The following is a 13,031-nucleotide window of genomic DNA, read 5'->3' as shown; positions in this document are numbered from 1 at the left end:
GGCGCCCTGATATGAGAATTATCGCACGCAGTACGCTCACGAAATTTGTCGCCAGCCTGGCGACCAGGCACGATCAACCCGCGGTCAAGGACGCTATCGATGTCTGGTTTTCGCTGACAAGCAAGGCGAACTGGAAAAGCGCGGCCGACGTCAAGAAAACCTTTGCCACGGCCAGCATCATCAATGCCGAGCGTATTGTATTTAATATCAAGGGAAACGATTTTCGCCTGGTCGTTGCCGCCGACTTTGAAAAATCCATCATTTGGATAAAATGGATCGGCACACACAAGGATTATGACCGTATCGACGTCGCTAAGGTGCAATATGGCTGACTTGAAACCGATCCATTCGGAGCAGGACTATAACGAAGCTCTTCAGGTGCTTGCCGAATTGTGGGGCGCCAAGAGCGGCACCCCGGAGGGCGACAAGCTCGATATTCTTGCGACGCTGATCGATGTCTATGAGAGCGAACATTTCCCCATGGACGCACCGACACCTGAAGCAGTAGCACTGTTCATGGCTGACGAGCGGCGTGATGAAACCGACGCGCAGCAGGCGGCATTGCCGGAAAATCCCGTCTTCGAAATTTACGAAGACAAGAAAGGCAGTTTTCTGTTTCGGCTGGTGACGGGTACTGGGCAAACCGTCTTTCGTTCAGACGCTTTTTCCTCGAAGGCCGACGCCTTGAATGCCGTAAAACTACTTCAAAGAAGTGCCTCTGCTTCGCGAATTAACGAACACGCGGCCTGAGATCTGCTCCCCGCCGCAAAAATGGATGCCGCAGTTGGCCGCAGGAGCGCGGCAATCACAATCGTTCCGTCCCCAATCCTCGCTCAACGCTTTGTCTGACAATGGTGTGGCCGACGGCCCTCCGAATACGCAGGTTTTCTTCATGGCCAAGCCGCTGACCATCGCCGATCTCAAGAAAATGGCCCGGCGCCGGGTGCCGAAAATGTTCTTCGACTATGCCGATTCCGGCGCCTGGACGGAATCCACCTACGCGGCCAACGAGGCCGATTTCAAGGATATCAAGCTGCGCCAGCGCGTGCTGGTCGACATGACCAACCGCACGCTCGAGACGACGATGATCGGCCAGAAGGTGTCCATGCCGGTGGCGCTCGCCCCGACGGGCATGACCGGCATGCAGCATGCCGATGGCGAGATGCTGGCGGCGCGGGCGGCGGAAGAATTCGGCGTGCCCTTCACGCTTTCCACCATGAGCATCTGCTCGATCGAGGATGTCGCCTCGGTCACGACGAAGCCTTTCTGGTTCCAGCTCTACGTCATGCGCGACAGGGGCTTCGTGGCCGATCTCATCAGCCGTGCCAAGGCCGCCAGATGCTCCGCGCTGGTGCTGACGGCCGACCTGCAGATCCTCGGCCAGCGCCACAAGGACCTGCGCAACGGCCTTTCGGCACCGCCGAAATTCACCCCGAAACATATCTGGCAGATGGCGAGGCGCCCCCTCTGGTGCATGGACATGATGAAGACGAAGCGGCGCAGCTTCGGCAATATTCTCGGCCACGCAAAGGACGTCACCAACCTCTCGTCGATTTCGAAATTCACGCACGACCAGTTCGATCCGCAGCTGTCCTGGAAGGACGTGGCCTGGATCAGGCAACAGTGGGGCGGCCCCTTGATCATCAAGGGCATCCTCGATGTCGAAGATGCCAAACACGCCGTCGAGACGGGCGCCGATGCGCTCATCGTTTCCAATCACGGCGGCCGCCAGCTCGATGGCGCACCGTCCTCGATCAGCATGCTGCCGCGGATCGTCGATGCCGTCGGCGATCGCATCGAAGTGCATCTCGATGGCGGCATCCGCTCCGGCCAGGACGTTCTGAAAGCCGTGGCGCTCGGCGCCCGCGGCACCTATATCGGCCGCCCCTTCCTCTATGGCCTCGGCGCCATGGGCAAGGAAGGCGTCACGCTGGCGCTCGAAATCATCCGCAAGGAGATGGACATGACCATGGCGCTCTGCGGCAAGCGCGATATCAAGGATGTCGATTCCTCGATCATCGCCTGACGGCGGCAGGTTACGGCATGCGGCCTGTCGCGAGGGCTGCCGCCCATTCCGGCCGGCCATTGGCTCCGGCCAGCGCCGACATGGCCATGTTGTCGTATCCGACATTGCGGAATTGCGCCGTCCAGCCGGCTGCCGATTTTTCCAGCACCGCATAGCTCGCCATCGCATGGCCGGTTTCGACCTTGTGCGGATAGGGCTTGTCGTCGTCATAGGCCGGGCAGCCGACGCTGCCGGGATTGACGATCAGGCGGCCGCCGGTCAGCGCGGCCATGCGCGGAATATGCGTGTGGCCGCAGAGGATCAGCGGCGCATCGATACCCGCGGCCAGCGCTTCGATCTCGGCCTGCGGCCTGAGCACGACATTGCCGTCGGCAACGGCCATGTCCAGCCAGTAGAGGTTATCGTCGGCGGGCGTCGCATGGCAGAGATAGACCTCGCCCCGGTAGATCAGATCGACCGGCAGCGAGCGCAGCCAGTCGAGATGGGCGGGACCAAGCTGCCGAAAGGCAGCGGCATCGGAAATATGCATGTCCTGCGGGCGCTGTTCGATCAGGTAGCGGTCGTGATTGCCCCGCACGGTCGGAATGGCAAGCGACAGGAGCCGCTCGGCCACCCTGCCCGCCTCCAGCGGACCGCTGAAACAATCGCCGAGGTTGACGATATCCGTAATGCCCCGCCCTGCGATATCCGCAAGCACGGCCTCCAGCGCAAGATCGTTTCCGTGGATATCGGCAATCGCGGCAAAACGCATGTCAGCTGCCGCGATAGGTGGAATAGCCGTAGGGCGAAATCAGCAGCGGCACATGATAATGCGCCGTCGTATCGGCGATGCCGAAGCGGATCGGCACGAGGTCGAGAAAGGCCGGATGCGGCAGCGGCGTGCCGCTTGCCCTCAGATAATCGCCGGCATGAAAGAGCAGTTCATAGGTTCCGGCACGAAAGCTCTCGCCGATCAGGATCGGCCCGCCATCGACACGCCCGTCCGCATTGGTCTCCACCGTCTTCAGATGATGGCGAACCTCGCCCTCGATATGGAAGAGGTCGATCCGCAGCCCCTCGGCCGGCTTGCCGAGAGCGGTGTCGAGAACATGGGTCGTCAGTCCGGTCATGGCGCGGGCTCTCTGATGATGAAGGGTGTGTCGAAGAAGAATTCTTCCAGATTGTTGCCCGGCCCGTCGCGATCGACAACGAGAAAATCGGAGGGTTCGCCAAGCGCCATCAGCGGATGGTGCCAGACATTGCGCCGGTAGTTCACGCCCTGGTCGCCGCGCGCCAGGAAGGCCCGCGGCCGGCCGGGGCGACCGCCTTCATCCTCCGAAACCACGACGAGGAAGGGCCGGCCAGAGACCGGCGAGAAGCTCTGGCTGCCGAACGGATGCCGCTCCATCATGCCGACATCGTAGGGGAAAGCGCGCGGCTGGCCGCGAAAGAGATTGATGATGACGCGCGCGCCCTCGCCCACGGCTTCGGGTGCCGCAAGCGCATGAAAACGCTCTGTATTGCCGCCGTTGATATAACGCATGGTCGCAGGATCGGCCTCGATCACCTCGCCGAAGGGCGCGAAAGCGGATTTTGTGAGCGGCTGTATTTCGAGATATCGGGACATTGAGCCTATTCGCCCTGAACGCGCCAATGGCGAACATTTTCAAGTTGGGAAACCAGAGCCGGCAGATCGCTCCTCACCGTCTGCCAGATGACCGGCAGTTCTGCCCGATAATAGTCGTGGACGATCAGGTTTCGCATGCCCTTGATCCGGGTCCACGGAATTTCCTGATGATCCTGAATAAAACCGGGATCGGTCGCTGAAATTCGGGCTGCCGCTTCGCCGACCAGGACAAGCGACATCGTTACTGCCAACTGCGTGCGAATATCACGGAGAAACTGTTCCTGGCTCATGCCCTCTGTCAGGTCGAAGGCCTGCTGAGCAGCCTCCTGCATGCGATCCACATGTTCAAGAACGCGCTCACGGCTCATATGGCGGAGGCTTCCGATAGAACACGATGTTTGATGCGCTCCGGCAACCCGCCCGACGTAACCAGATCCACCTTAACCCCCAGAATATCCTGCAATTCTTCCAGCAATCCGCCGAGATCGAACAGCGATGTGCCGGGCAGCGCATCCACCAGAATATCGAGATCGCTGTCCGGCCGGTCCTCGCCGCGGGCGACGGAACCGAATACACGCGGGTTCGCCGCATTGAAGCGCTTGGTCGCTTCGCGGATTGCCTGCCTGTTCTTCTCCAGCGCTTCCGACGGCCTCATCGCGGCATCACTCCTGATGCCGCGAATATAGGCGAGGCGCTGGAAAGAGGAAAGAACTCAAGCCTTCACCCCGAAGAGCCTCAGGCGCATCGTGCCGCCGTCCGGGTGCATGGCATAGCGCACATGCGTCACCGGGCCGATATCGGCGATGGCATCGCTGCCATATTCGTGGATATGGTCCATCTGCAGCTTGCTGCGCGGCAGGATCGGCTTCCAGCTTTCGGATGCGGCTATATCGGCCTGCGACAGCGTATCGCCGAGATCGGGCAGATAGGCGCCGAAGAGTTCGCACGTGTCGGGGAAATTGCCCTTGAAGAAGGCGGTATCGACGATCACCCGCTTGATCGTGCCGGCATGGCCGAGGCGGATGATCGCCCAGTCGTGGCCGGGACCACGGCGGCGCTTGGTTTCCCAGCCGTCCCCCATGTTGATGCCGCGCCCCGGTCCGAGCAGCTTGTCGGGATGGCCGTAATGCGCGTCCGACCAGGCAAGCGCCTTGGCGCCGTTGAAGATATAGGCAAGGTCGACTTCCTCGCCGGCGCCGACCTTCGACCAGTCGAAATAGGCCGAGCCATAGACGCGCAGGCGCGCCACGCCGCCGTCCGGATAGATATGCAGGCGCAGATGCGTCCAGATCTTCTGCCTGTCGGCATTTTCGAAGAAATGATGGGCGCTGGGGCCGAGCGGCGACTTCGCCAGGATTTCGGTCCAGACGGTCGCATCATCAGGATCGCCGCTGTCGATGAAAGCCGCCTCGATCGAGCAGTGCGGCGGATAATTGCCGGTAAAATAGTTGGTATCGACGTCGAAGCCGAAGATGCGGCCCGGCATGGCGAGCCTGACGATCGCCCAGTCATGGCCGGGCACACGCTTGCGGCGGCTTTCCCAGCCGTCCATGTACTTGCCGTTATCGTCGTAGAGATCCGGATCGAAGCTTGCCGGCACGTCCTGCAGCATGCGCTCCAGCGGCGCGAAGAATTCGTCCGTGGCGTAGATCCCCCTGGCGCCGAGGCGGGCCGAGGCAAGATTGATGGCGCCCGTGGCGAAAGCTGGCAGGCTGGTATCGGTCGTATCGCTCATTCAGGTCTCCGGAAGCATGGATGTCAGGCGCAGCAGCGCGATCTTTTCGACCTCGGCTGCCGCAGTCACGAATTCTTCGTCGCGGGTGTTGTTGATCCGTCTTTCGAAAGCGGCAAGGATGGCGTCCTTGTTCAGCCCCTTGACCGCGATGATGAAGGGAAAGCCGAATTTCTGCGTATAGGCGGCATTGAGCTCGGTGAAACGGGCGTGCTCTTCAGGGCTCAGCCGGTCGAGCCCTGCACCCGCCTGTTCCTTCCTGCTGTCTTCGGTCAGCTCGCCCGCAATCGCCAGCCGCCCGGCAAGATCAGGATGGGCGCGCAGCACGCCGAGACGCTCCTCCCGGCCCGCGGCACGGAAAATGGCGACAAGCTCCGTATGCACGCGGTCGACAGTCAGCTTCTCGCCGACAAAGCCGTCGTCATAGGCCCGTTCGGCAATGAAGGGCGAATGCTCGAAGACGCCGCCGAAGCGGGAGACAAATTCGTTGCGCGAAATCATCAGATCGTTTCCGGCTTGTGGTGCGCGTGCCAGTGCTGCGCAATCTCGATACGGCGCGGGATCCACACCTTGTCGTGCTTCAGCACATATTCCATGAAGCGCTTCAGCGACGCGACGCGCCCCGGCCTGCCGACGAGGCGGCAATGCAGGCCGACCGACATCATCTTCGGGCTGCCGTCCTTGCCTTCCTCGTAGAGCGTATCGAAAGCATCCTTGAGATAGGTGAAGAACTGGTCGCCGGAATTGAAGCCCTGCGGTGTCGCAAAGCGCATGTCGTTGGTTTCAAGCGTATAGGGAATGATGAGGAAGGGATTGTCGTCGATGCCCTTCACCCAATAGGGCAGATCGTCGGCATAGGAGTCTGACGAATAAAGGAAACCGCCCTCCTCCTGCACCAGCCGCAGCGTATTGTCCGAAGGCTTGCCCTGGTACATGCCGTAGGGCCGCTCGCCCGTCAGCTCGGTATGCAGGCGCACGGCTTCCAGAATGTGCTTGCGCTCCAGATCCTCGGGAAAATCCTTGTATTCCAGCCAGCGATAGCCGTGGCTGGCAATCTCCCAGCCGGCTTCCTTCATGGCCGCGACCGCTTCCGGATTGCGCGCCATGGCAAGCGTCACGCCATAGACGGTCGCCTGAACCTTCAGATCGGTAAAGAGACGCCAGAGCCGCCAGAAGCCGGCGCGCGAGCCGTATTCGTAGATCGACTCCATGTTGAGATTGCGCTGGTTCGGCCAGGGCTGGGCGCCCACGATTTCCGACAGCAGGTTTTCCGAAGCCGGATCGCCGTCGAGGATGGAGCTTTCGCCGCCCTCTTCGTAATTGATGACGAACTGCACTGCGACGCGTGCCTCGCCGGGCCACTTCGGATCGGGCGTCGTGCGCCCGTAACCGACAAGATTGCGCGGATAGGTCTCGGATACCATCAAATCACCTTTTGAAAAGACAGGTGAAACGGTAGCATCCATCGGCGGAATGTCGAGGCGTAAAAGTGCGTAACCGGCGTTCGGCCCGAGGCGTGCCGCTCAGGCGATCTTGCGCGCGCTCACCTTGCCCATCGGATGCAGCGAGTGCACCCGGAACGGGCCGCCGGCCCCCTCCTCGATCATCAGCGCCACATTCGAGACCGTCACCGGATCGGCAAGCACCGGATCGAAGACCGACCGCAGCGCCTGCTCGATGCGCGGCATGTCGATAGCGTTGACCGGGCCGGTCACAGGCATATGGAAACGGAATTCGTCCATCACGTAGGGGTTGCCCCAGCGGTGCAGGTTGGCAAACTGCGCCGCCGAAAGCCCGTCCGGATCGCTGCGCTCGATATCCGCCTCGGACAGCGGCGCGCGGAAACGGTCGAATTCCTGCACGATCGCCGAAGCGAGATAGTGAACCTGGTCGCAGGGGCGGATCGGCGACAGGCTGTAGAAGGTGCCAAGACGCGCAACTTCCAGACGCGGAATCTGGAAGGGCGACAGCGTGCCGCAAAAACGCATGAGATCGCGCAGGAGTTGCGATTCGGAAACGTCGGCCGACAGGTGGAACGGGGCTTTCAGCACGCCATGGAATCCGTAGCGACGCGGCACTGCCGTATGAAAGGCGATCTCGTGGATGCCAAGCCCGCGGATTGCCGGCGGCTCGACCATTTCGCCTGAAAATACGTTGCGGCCAAGCCAATTGGCCGCCACATGCGAGAGCGGATCGCTCGCTGATGGCGTGAAGCAAATGGCATAGCGCATGCAATTTCCTCCATCTGATTGAGGTGAGCGCGGATCGTGTTCCGCGCTTTCGATGCGCAAGCAGATAGGTGATTTGCATGACAGAATAACGAAGCGGAGCGGCTTCTAATTCACGCTTAACGTGAAGAGACTGCGATGTGGTTTGAAATTGCAAAGCTTTCCGGCAATAAAAATTCTGCATTTGCATCGCTTGCAATGCATATTGCCGCTTCCGCCAGCCGGTGCGCGAGCCCGAAACTGACCTTGAAACCACCGGTCAGGGCAATGAGATTGCGATTCTGCGGATGCGCGCCGACCATCGGATCGCGGTCGATCGCCTTGGGGCGAAGCCCGGCCCAGCGCTCGACGACCGGCGCGCCGCGCAATGCGGGCACCATCTCGCGGGCGGCTTCGATCAGCGCGTCGAGCTGTTCGTCGGTGGAGAAGGGATCGGCAAAGCTGTTTTCGCTGGTGCTGCCGACCGCTACATGCCCGCCCTCATGCGCGACGACATAGAGCCCGTCACGGAAGATCGTCGGCAGGCCGGGGTCGATATCGGCGGCCAGCAGCGCCGCCTGCCCTTTCACCGCCTGTCCAAGCGGTTTCTGCAACCCCGGCGTCAGTTCCTCCAGAAGCGGAAAGGAGCGATGGCCGGCGGCAAGCACGCAGCGCCCGAAGGCGACGGCCTCGCCTGCGAGCGAGGCCGTTCCCCGCAGCGGATCGATCCCTGTCACCTCGGCCTGTTCCAGCACCCGCACATGCCTTGCCTCCCGTAGAAAGGCGGCAAGGGCGGCGGTGAGCGCACGAGGCGCAACGCGGGCAGCGAGCGTGTCGTGCACGAAACCGCTTTCGCCGGCGGCCGGATCGACCCAGCCTTCGCCCGGCAGCCCGTCCAGCACATGCCAGTGGAAGCGCCGCTCCCCCGCCCTCCAGTGGCTTTCGGCATCGGCCGAATGGCCGAGCGCGATCTTGCGCAGATGCGGCTTCGGCAGCGGGATAAGCCGGCCGGAGCGCCGATAACCGGCCGAAAGCCCGGTCGCCGCCTCGATGGCGGCAATCTCCGCCTCCAGCGAAACGAGCGCGTCGAACTGGAACTGCTTCTTCTGCGACCAGCGGTCCGGCATATGCGGCATCAGCGCGCCGAGCAGCCCGCCGCTCGCCCCGCCTCCAAGCCTGCCCGCATCGGCAAGCAGCGTTTTCATGCCGCGGCGCTCGGCGTGCACCGCCGCCCACAGGCCCATGATGCCGCCGCCGACGATGAGAAGATCGAAGGATGATTGACCCGCGGCCGGGGCGGGACTATCGGCTTTTTCCATGACAGACATCAATCCCGATCAGATCGGCGCGGGCAAGCCGCAGCCCCTCGAATGGCGCGACGGCGATATGCCCTATTCGACCGCCTTTGGCGACCATTTTTATTGCCAGACCGACGGGCGGCTGGAATGCGGCCATGTCTTCCTCGCCGGCAACGGCCTGCCCGACCGCTGGAGCGATCGCCCCACCTTCCTCATCGGTGAACTCGGCTTCGGCACCGGCCTCAATTTTTCGGAAACCTGGCGCCAGTGGAAGCTCCATCGCCGGCCCGGCCAGCATCTGCATTTCATGTCCTTCGAACTCTATCCGATGCGCCGCGCCGAAATCGACCGGGCGCTCGCCCGTTGGCCCGAAATCGATGCCGAGCGGCAGGCGCTGGCCGCCCTCTGGCCTGACGGTCCCGAAGGCATCGTCGCGCTCGATCTCGACGGGCAGACGAGGCTCAGCGTCGTCTGCGGCCGCGCACTGGACGGCGTTGCCGCGGCTGCTCCCGGGTTCGACGCCTGGTATCTCGACGGCTTCGCCCCGTCGCGCAACAGCGACATGTGGTCGGAAGAACTGATGCGCCTCGTCTGCGAGAAGACCGCGCCCGGCGGAAGCTTCGCCACCTATGCCGCGGCGGGCTTCGTGCGCCGCAATCTCGCCGCCGCCGGCTTTGCGGTCGAACGGCGCAAGGGTTTTGCCGGCAAGCGGGAAATGCTCTGCGGGGTGAAAGCTCAGTAGCCCGAACGGCCCGGCTGCAGCTCGCCGCCGCCGAGCCACTGGCGGATCTTGTCTTCCAGAAGCTCGGGGCTGATCGGCTTCGACATGTAATCGTCCATGCCGGCATCGAGGCAGAGGTCGCGGTCGCTTTCCAGCGCGTGCGCCGTAACCCCGATGACGGGCACGCGATGGCCCTGCCCCTGCTCCTTCTCGCGGATCAGCCGGGTCGCCTGATGGCCGTTCATGACCGGCATGGAAACGTCCATCATGATCAGCCGCGGCGCATGCCGCTCCCAGGCCTCCACCGCCTCCTCGCCATTGTTGACGACGAGGAAGGAAAGCCCGGTTCCCTGCAGGATCTGCGTGAAGACGATCTGGTTGACCTCGTTGTCTTCGGCCACGAGCACATCGACGAAATCGGCCGCCCGTCGCTGCGGCGCCGGCGCAGCCACCGGCGGCGGCGCCTCCGCCTCCTTCTGCAGCCGCGCGATCTCGGCTTCGGAAGCCTGCTTGACCCGGCTTGCGCGCACCACCTCGACGACCGTATTGCGCATCACATTGGCGCGCGCCGGCTTCATCAGATGCGCATGGCCGTTCAGCGCCGCAAATTCCTTCTCCGTGCCGGAAATATCCATCGAGGTCAGGAAGATGATCGGCAGGTCGACGAAACGGCTGTCGGCGCGCAGGCGCCGCGCGACTTCGGCGCCGTTCATATCCGGCATATGGTAATCGAGCACGACGGCATCGACCGAAATGCCGAGATCGGCGGCAGCTTCCAGAATGGCAAAGCCGGTGGCTCCGCCCTCTGCGGCAACTCCGTCAAAGCCCCAGAGGCCGAGCTGTTCGGTGAGGATGCGGCGATTGACCTCGTTGTCGTCGATGACGAGGATACGCGCACCCTGCACGTGGATCGGCAGCGGCTTCGGCTCGATGCGGGCGGCAGCGATCGCAAACGGCAGCTTGACGGTAAAGACCGAGCCCCTGCCCCATTCGCTTTCCACGTTGATATATCCGCCGAAGAGATCGACGAGGCCGGCCGTGATCGCAAGGCCGAGACCCGTGCCCTCGTGCCGCCGGGTCGAGGAGGAATCGACCTGCGAGAACTTCTCGAAGACCGATTCCAGCTTTTCCGGGGGAATGCCGATGCCGGTATCCTCGATGCGGATGCTGGTCATGATTTCGCCGCCGACGGCGGGCTCGAAACCGATATCGACGAAGACATGGCCGCGCTCGGTGAATTTCACCGCGTTGCCGACGAGGTTCGTGACAATCTGGCGGAAGCGCCCGGCATCGCCGATCACGGCGGCGGGCAGGTCGGGTGCGGCCCGCACCAGAAGTTCGATATCCTTTTCCGCCGCCGGCGAGGAGAGCAGCGTCGCCACGTCCTCGACGGCTTCGATGAGATCGAAGGCGGCCTTGCGCAGCTTCATCTGCCCGGCATCGATCTTCGAGAAATCGAGGATGTCGTTGATGATCGTGAGCAGCGCGTTGCCCGACTTGACGATGATATCGACGAAGGTCTTCTGGCGCGTGTCGAGATTGGTCTTGGCAAGCAGTTCCGCCATGCCGAGAACGCCGTTCATCGGCGTGCGGATCTCGTGGCTCATATTGGCGAGGAATTCCGACTTAGCGCGGTCTGCGGCCTCTGCGCGCGACAGAAGCCCGGTCAGCTCCTCCTCGCGTTGCTTCAGTTCGGTCACGTCGGTAAACAGCGCCACCCAATGCTGGCGTTCGCTGATCGTGGCTTCCATGTTCACCCAGCGCTCGCCGCCGACATGGAAGACGGTGGAGATCGGCTGGCGCGCGGCAATATTGGCGCGCCATTCCTCCAGCGTTTCGACCGCCCTGTCGTGGAAATCGCCGCGATTGGCGCAGAACTGGAAAAGATCGATCCAGCCGCGCCCGGCTTCGGTAAGCTCGGCAGGAATGCGCAGCACGTCCGCAAGACCGTCATTGGAAAGCTTGATGATGCCGTCCTGCACGATCGCCAGCCCCTGCGACATGGCATGCGTCGCATCGCGCATCATCTCGCCCAGGCTTTCGAGCGCTGCGCGCGCCTCGTGGATTTCCCGCTCGCGCTCGCGCACGGCGGAAATATCCGAATAGGTCAGCAGGATGCGGTCGGAGGAAATGCGCCTGGAATCGAAGATGACCGATTTGCCGGCCGCCCAGTCGAGCTCGATCGGCTCCGGGTTGGCGGCTTCGAACAGGCCCTTGCGGAAGGCATAGATTTCTTCCGGCGTCTGCGTGTCGCCGTAACGGCCGCGCTCGTAGTTGCGCTTGATCACGTCGATGAACGGCCGCCCGTCGAAACGGTCGTCGGGCGGCAGGTCCCAGATGCTGTAGAACTCGTCGTTGACGTAGAGAATCGTGTGGTCGTTGTCGAGGATCAGCACGCCGACCGGCAGCGAGCGCAGGATGCTTTCGATCTCCTGATGCAGCGCCTCCTCTTGCCGGCGCGCCTCGATCAGCTCTTTCTCGCGCGCCTTCAGCGGCGTGATGTCCGAGAAGGACCCGACGACGTAACGCTTGCCGTCAGGGGTGACGACGCGGTTGACGCGGGAGATGACCTGGAAGACGTCCCCGTCCGTATTCGGCAGGTTGCTCTCGACTTCCGTCAGCACGCCGTTTTCCAGCGCCAGCAGGTTTTCCCGGTAGATCGCCTCGCCCGCCTCCTGCCCGAACATGTCGTGCTCGGTCAGGCCGAGCGCCTTCGAGCGCAGGTGGCCGGTGAACGTCTCGTAATACTGGTTGGCATAGACCAGCCGGTGATCCTCGTCGCGCACGAAGGCGGCGACCGGAAGATCCTCCATGATGGTGCGCAGCAGGTCGCGCTCGCGCACGCTTTCGTGCCAGGCGGTCTCGCCGTCAGGCACGGCCCTGCCTGCGTCGGCCCTGCCTGCGTCGGGCGCATGTCTGCTGCCCCCGCGATAGGCGGCATTGACGACAAGCGGGCGCCCGTCCTTGGCAAAGATGCCGATCGGGTAATCGAGATTTTCGAGCGCCTCGCGGATACGGCCGAAATCGGCAGCCATCGTGTCGGCAACGTCGGGAATGGCGCGGCGCGGTTCGCGCGCTTCGAAAATGCCGAGCACATAGGCCCGGTCCTGGGACGGCGAAAAGCTTTCGATCAGCACGCGCTCGTGGCTGAGGCCGGCGGCATCGAAGGAGATGGCCGTCTCTTCCGTGCCGAAAACCAGCGCCCGGCGTTCGCGGTCCTCGCGCTCTTCCTCTTCCGGCCGGTCGAAGAGTTCGCGGCTGCGCCGGCCGATGAAATCGGAGATCTCGCGGCCGAAGAAGCGGGCATAGGCCTCGTTGACGGCGACATAGCGCAACTCGCTGTTTTTGACATAGGCCGGGGTATCCAGATCAGCGATCCGGCGGCAGGCCAGCTCCAAGAGTTCCCCGGTAAAATTCAAAAAACCTTCACTCCCGCAATGA

15 protein-coding genes are annotated in these 13,031 nt (G+C 62.7%); 4 read left to right on the top strand and 11 right to left on the bottom strand.

Annotated features, from left to right (window positions below):
- Positions 1–11: 11 nt before the first annotated feature.
- The 3 genes from ACU8HS_RS15285 to ACU8HS_RS15275 all read left to right on the top strand — a co-directional run bounded on the left by ACU8HS_RS15285 (position 12) and on the right by ACU8HS_RS15275 (position 2,026).
- Complete coding sequence (locus ACU8HS_RS15285) at positions 12–332, top strand: type II toxin-antitoxin system HigB family toxin (protein WP_112568819.1); 321 nt, start codon at positions 12–14, stop codon at positions 330–332.
- The gene (locus ACU8HS_RS15280) at positions 325–750 is read left to right on the top strand and encodes a DUF1508 domain-containing protein (RefSeq protein WP_112706047.1); all 426 of its coding nucleotides are present in this window, start codon (positions 325–327) and stop codon (positions 748–750) included. Before ACU8HS_RS15285 ends, ACU8HS_RS15280 begins: the two co-directional genes overlap by 8 nt.
- Positions 751–892: 142 nt before the next feature.
- On the top strand, positions 893–2,026 hold the full coding sequence (locus tag ACU8HS_RS15275; RefSeq protein ID WP_112756037.1) for an alpha-hydroxy acid oxidase: 1,134 nt from the start codon (positions 893–895) through the stop codon (positions 2,024–2,026).
- A gap of 10 nt (positions 2,027–2,036) precedes the next feature.
- Here ACU8HS_RS15275 and ACU8HS_RS15270 read toward each other — a convergent pair whose 3' ends face one another.
- The 10 genes from ACU8HS_RS15270 to ACU8HS_RS15225 all read right to left on the bottom strand — a co-directional run bounded on the left by ACU8HS_RS15270 (position 2,037) and on the right by ACU8HS_RS15225 (position 8,890).
- Positions 2,037–2,777 (bottom strand): metallophosphoesterase family protein, encoded by a 741-nt coding sequence (locus tag ACU8HS_RS15270; RefSeq protein ID WP_113412111.1) that lies wholly within the window; start codon positions 2,775–2,777, stop codon positions 2,037–2,039.
- A gap of 1 nt (position 2,778) precedes the next feature.
- Positions 2,779–3,135 (bottom strand): hydroxyisourate hydrolase, encoded by a 357-nt coding sequence (gene uraH, locus ACU8HS_RS15265; protein WP_112757123.1) that lies wholly within the window; start codon positions 3,133–3,135, stop codon positions 2,779–2,781.
- Positions 3,132–3,632 (bottom strand): ureidoglycolate lyase, encoded by a 501-nt coding sequence (locus ACU8HS_RS15260; RefSeq protein ID WP_112757125.1) that lies wholly within the window; start codon positions 3,630–3,632, stop codon positions 3,132–3,134. The genes uraH and ACU8HS_RS15260 overlap by 4 nt, the downstream gene beginning before the upstream one ends.
- A 5-nt stretch (positions 3,633–3,637) precedes the next feature.
- Complete coding sequence (locus tag ACU8HS_RS15255; protein WP_112568807.1) at positions 3,638–4,000, bottom strand: HepT-like ribonuclease domain-containing protein; 363 nt, start codon at positions 3,998–4,000, stop codon at positions 3,638–3,640.
- The gene (locus tag ACU8HS_RS15250; protein ID WP_112568806.1) at positions 3,997–4,287 is read right to left on the bottom strand and encodes a nucleotidyltransferase family protein; all 291 of its coding nucleotides are present in this window, start codon (positions 4,285–4,287) and stop codon (positions 3,997–3,999) included. The genes ACU8HS_RS15255 and ACU8HS_RS15250 overlap by 4 nt, the downstream gene beginning before the upstream one ends.
- A 57-nt stretch (positions 4,288–4,344) precedes the next feature.
- Complete coding sequence (gene alc, locus ACU8HS_RS15245; protein WP_112757127.1) at positions 4,345–5,367, bottom strand: allantoicase; 1,023 nt, start codon at positions 5,365–5,367, stop codon at positions 4,345–4,347.
- Positions 5,368–5,865 (bottom strand): 2-oxo-4-hydroxy-4-carboxy-5-ureidoimidazoline decarboxylase, encoded by a 498-nt coding sequence (uraD, locus tag ACU8HS_RS15240; protein WP_113412110.1) that lies wholly within the window; start codon positions 5,863–5,865, stop codon positions 5,368–5,370. It lies immediately after the preceding gene.
- Positions 5,865–6,788, bottom strand: coding sequence for an allantoinase PuuE (gene puuE, locus ACU8HS_RS15235; protein WP_112757130.1), 924 nt, complete (start codon positions 6,786–6,788; stop codon positions 5,865–5,867). The genes uraD and puuE overlap by 1 nt, the downstream gene beginning before the upstream one ends.
- A 99-nt stretch (positions 6,789–6,887) precedes the next feature.
- Positions 6,888–7,595 carry a DUF1045 domain-containing protein gene (locus ACU8HS_RS15230; protein WP_112757132.1) on the bottom strand — a complete coding sequence of 236 codons (708 nt, stop codon included), beginning with the start codon at positions 7,593–7,595 and terminating at the stop codon, positions 6,888–6,890.
- A 116-nt stretch (positions 7,596–7,711) separates the two neighbouring features.
- Positions 7,712–8,890, bottom strand: a complete 1,179-nt coding sequence (locus tag ACU8HS_RS15225) for an NAD(P)/FAD-dependent oxidoreductase (protein ID WP_447014653.1) — start codon at positions 8,888–8,890, stop codon at positions 7,712–7,714.
- On the opposite strand from ACU8HS_RS15225, the gene mnmD reads away from it, so the two are divergent.
- A complete protein-coding gene (gene mnmD, locus ACU8HS_RS15220; protein WP_112757136.1) occupies positions 8,889–9,611 on the top strand; it encodes a tRNA (5-methylaminomethyl-2-thiouridine)(34)-methyltransferase MnmD in 723 nt (240 codons plus the stop codon). The two genes, ACU8HS_RS15225 and mnmD, sit on opposite strands and share 2 nt — an antisense overlap.
- Here mnmD and ACU8HS_RS15215 read toward each other — a convergent pair.
- A complete protein-coding gene (locus ACU8HS_RS15215; protein WP_447014652.1) occupies positions 9,605–13,009 on the bottom strand; it encodes a response regulator in 3,405 nt (1,134 codons plus the stop codon). The genes mnmD and ACU8HS_RS15215 overlap by 7 nt on opposite strands.
- Positions 13,010–13,031 lie beyond the last annotated feature (22 nt).

It is taken from the genome of Rhizobium sp. KDH_Rht_773_N, from assembly GCF_052946295.1.
The sequence above is the reverse complement of the archived record's forward strand: the minus strand, read 5'-3'. Positions and strand labels throughout refer to the sequence as shown.

Excerpts from the sequence above, each read along its gene's own strand:
- ACU8HS_RS15285 (WP_112568819.1), top strand. The coding sequence starts at position 12 with ATGAGAATTATCGCACGCAGTACGCTCACGAAATTTGTCGCCAGCCTG.
- ACU8HS_RS15280 (WP_112706047.1), top strand. The coding sequence starts at position 325 with ATGGCTGACTTGAAACCGATCCATTCGGAGCAGGACTATAACGAAGCT.
- ACU8HS_RS15275 (WP_112756037.1), top strand. The coding sequence starts at position 893 with ATGGCCAAGCCGCTGACCATCGCCGATCTCAAGAAAATGGCCCGGCGC.
- ACU8HS_RS15270 (WP_113412111.1), bottom strand. The coding sequence starts at position 2,777 with ATGCGTTTTGCCGCGATTGCCGATATCCACGGAAACGATCTTGCGCTG.
- uraH (WP_112757123.1), bottom strand. The coding sequence starts at position 3,135 with ATGACCGGACTGACGACCCATGTTCTCGACACCGCTCTCGGCAAGCCG.
- ACU8HS_RS15260 (WP_112757125.1), bottom strand. The coding sequence starts at position 3,632 with ATGTCCCGATATCTCGAAATACAGCCGCTCACAAAATCCGCTTTCGCG.
- ACU8HS_RS15255 (WP_112568807.1), bottom strand. The coding sequence starts at position 4,000 with ATGAGCCGTGAGCGCGTTCTTGAACATGTGGATCGCATGCAGGAGGCT.
- ACU8HS_RS15250 (WP_112568806.1), bottom strand. The coding sequence starts at position 4,287 with ATGAGGCCGTCGGAAGCGCTGGAGAAGAACAGGCAGGCAATCCGCGAA.
- alc (WP_112757127.1), bottom strand. The coding sequence starts at position 5,367 with ATGAGCGATACGACCGATACCAGCCTGCCAGCTTTCGCCACGGGCGCC.
- uraD (WP_113412110.1), bottom strand. The coding sequence starts at position 5,865 with ATGATTTCGCGCAACGAATTTGTCTCCCGCTTCGGCGGCGTCTTCGAG.
- puuE (WP_112757130.1), bottom strand. The coding sequence starts at position 6,788 with ATGGTATCCGAGACCTATCCGCGCAATCTTGTCGGTTACGGGCGCACG.
- ACU8HS_RS15230 (WP_112757132.1), bottom strand. The coding sequence starts at position 7,595 with ATGCGCTATGCCATTTGCTTCACGCCATCAGCGAGCGATCCGCTCTCG.
- mnmD (WP_112757136.1), top strand. The coding sequence starts at position 8,889 with ATGACAGACATCAATCCCGATCAGATCGGCGCGGGCAAGCCGCAGCCC.
- ACU8HS_RS15225 (WP_447014653.1), bottom strand. The coding sequence starts at position 8,890 with ATGGAAAAAGCCGATAGTCCCGCCCCGGCCGCGGGTCAATCATCCTTC.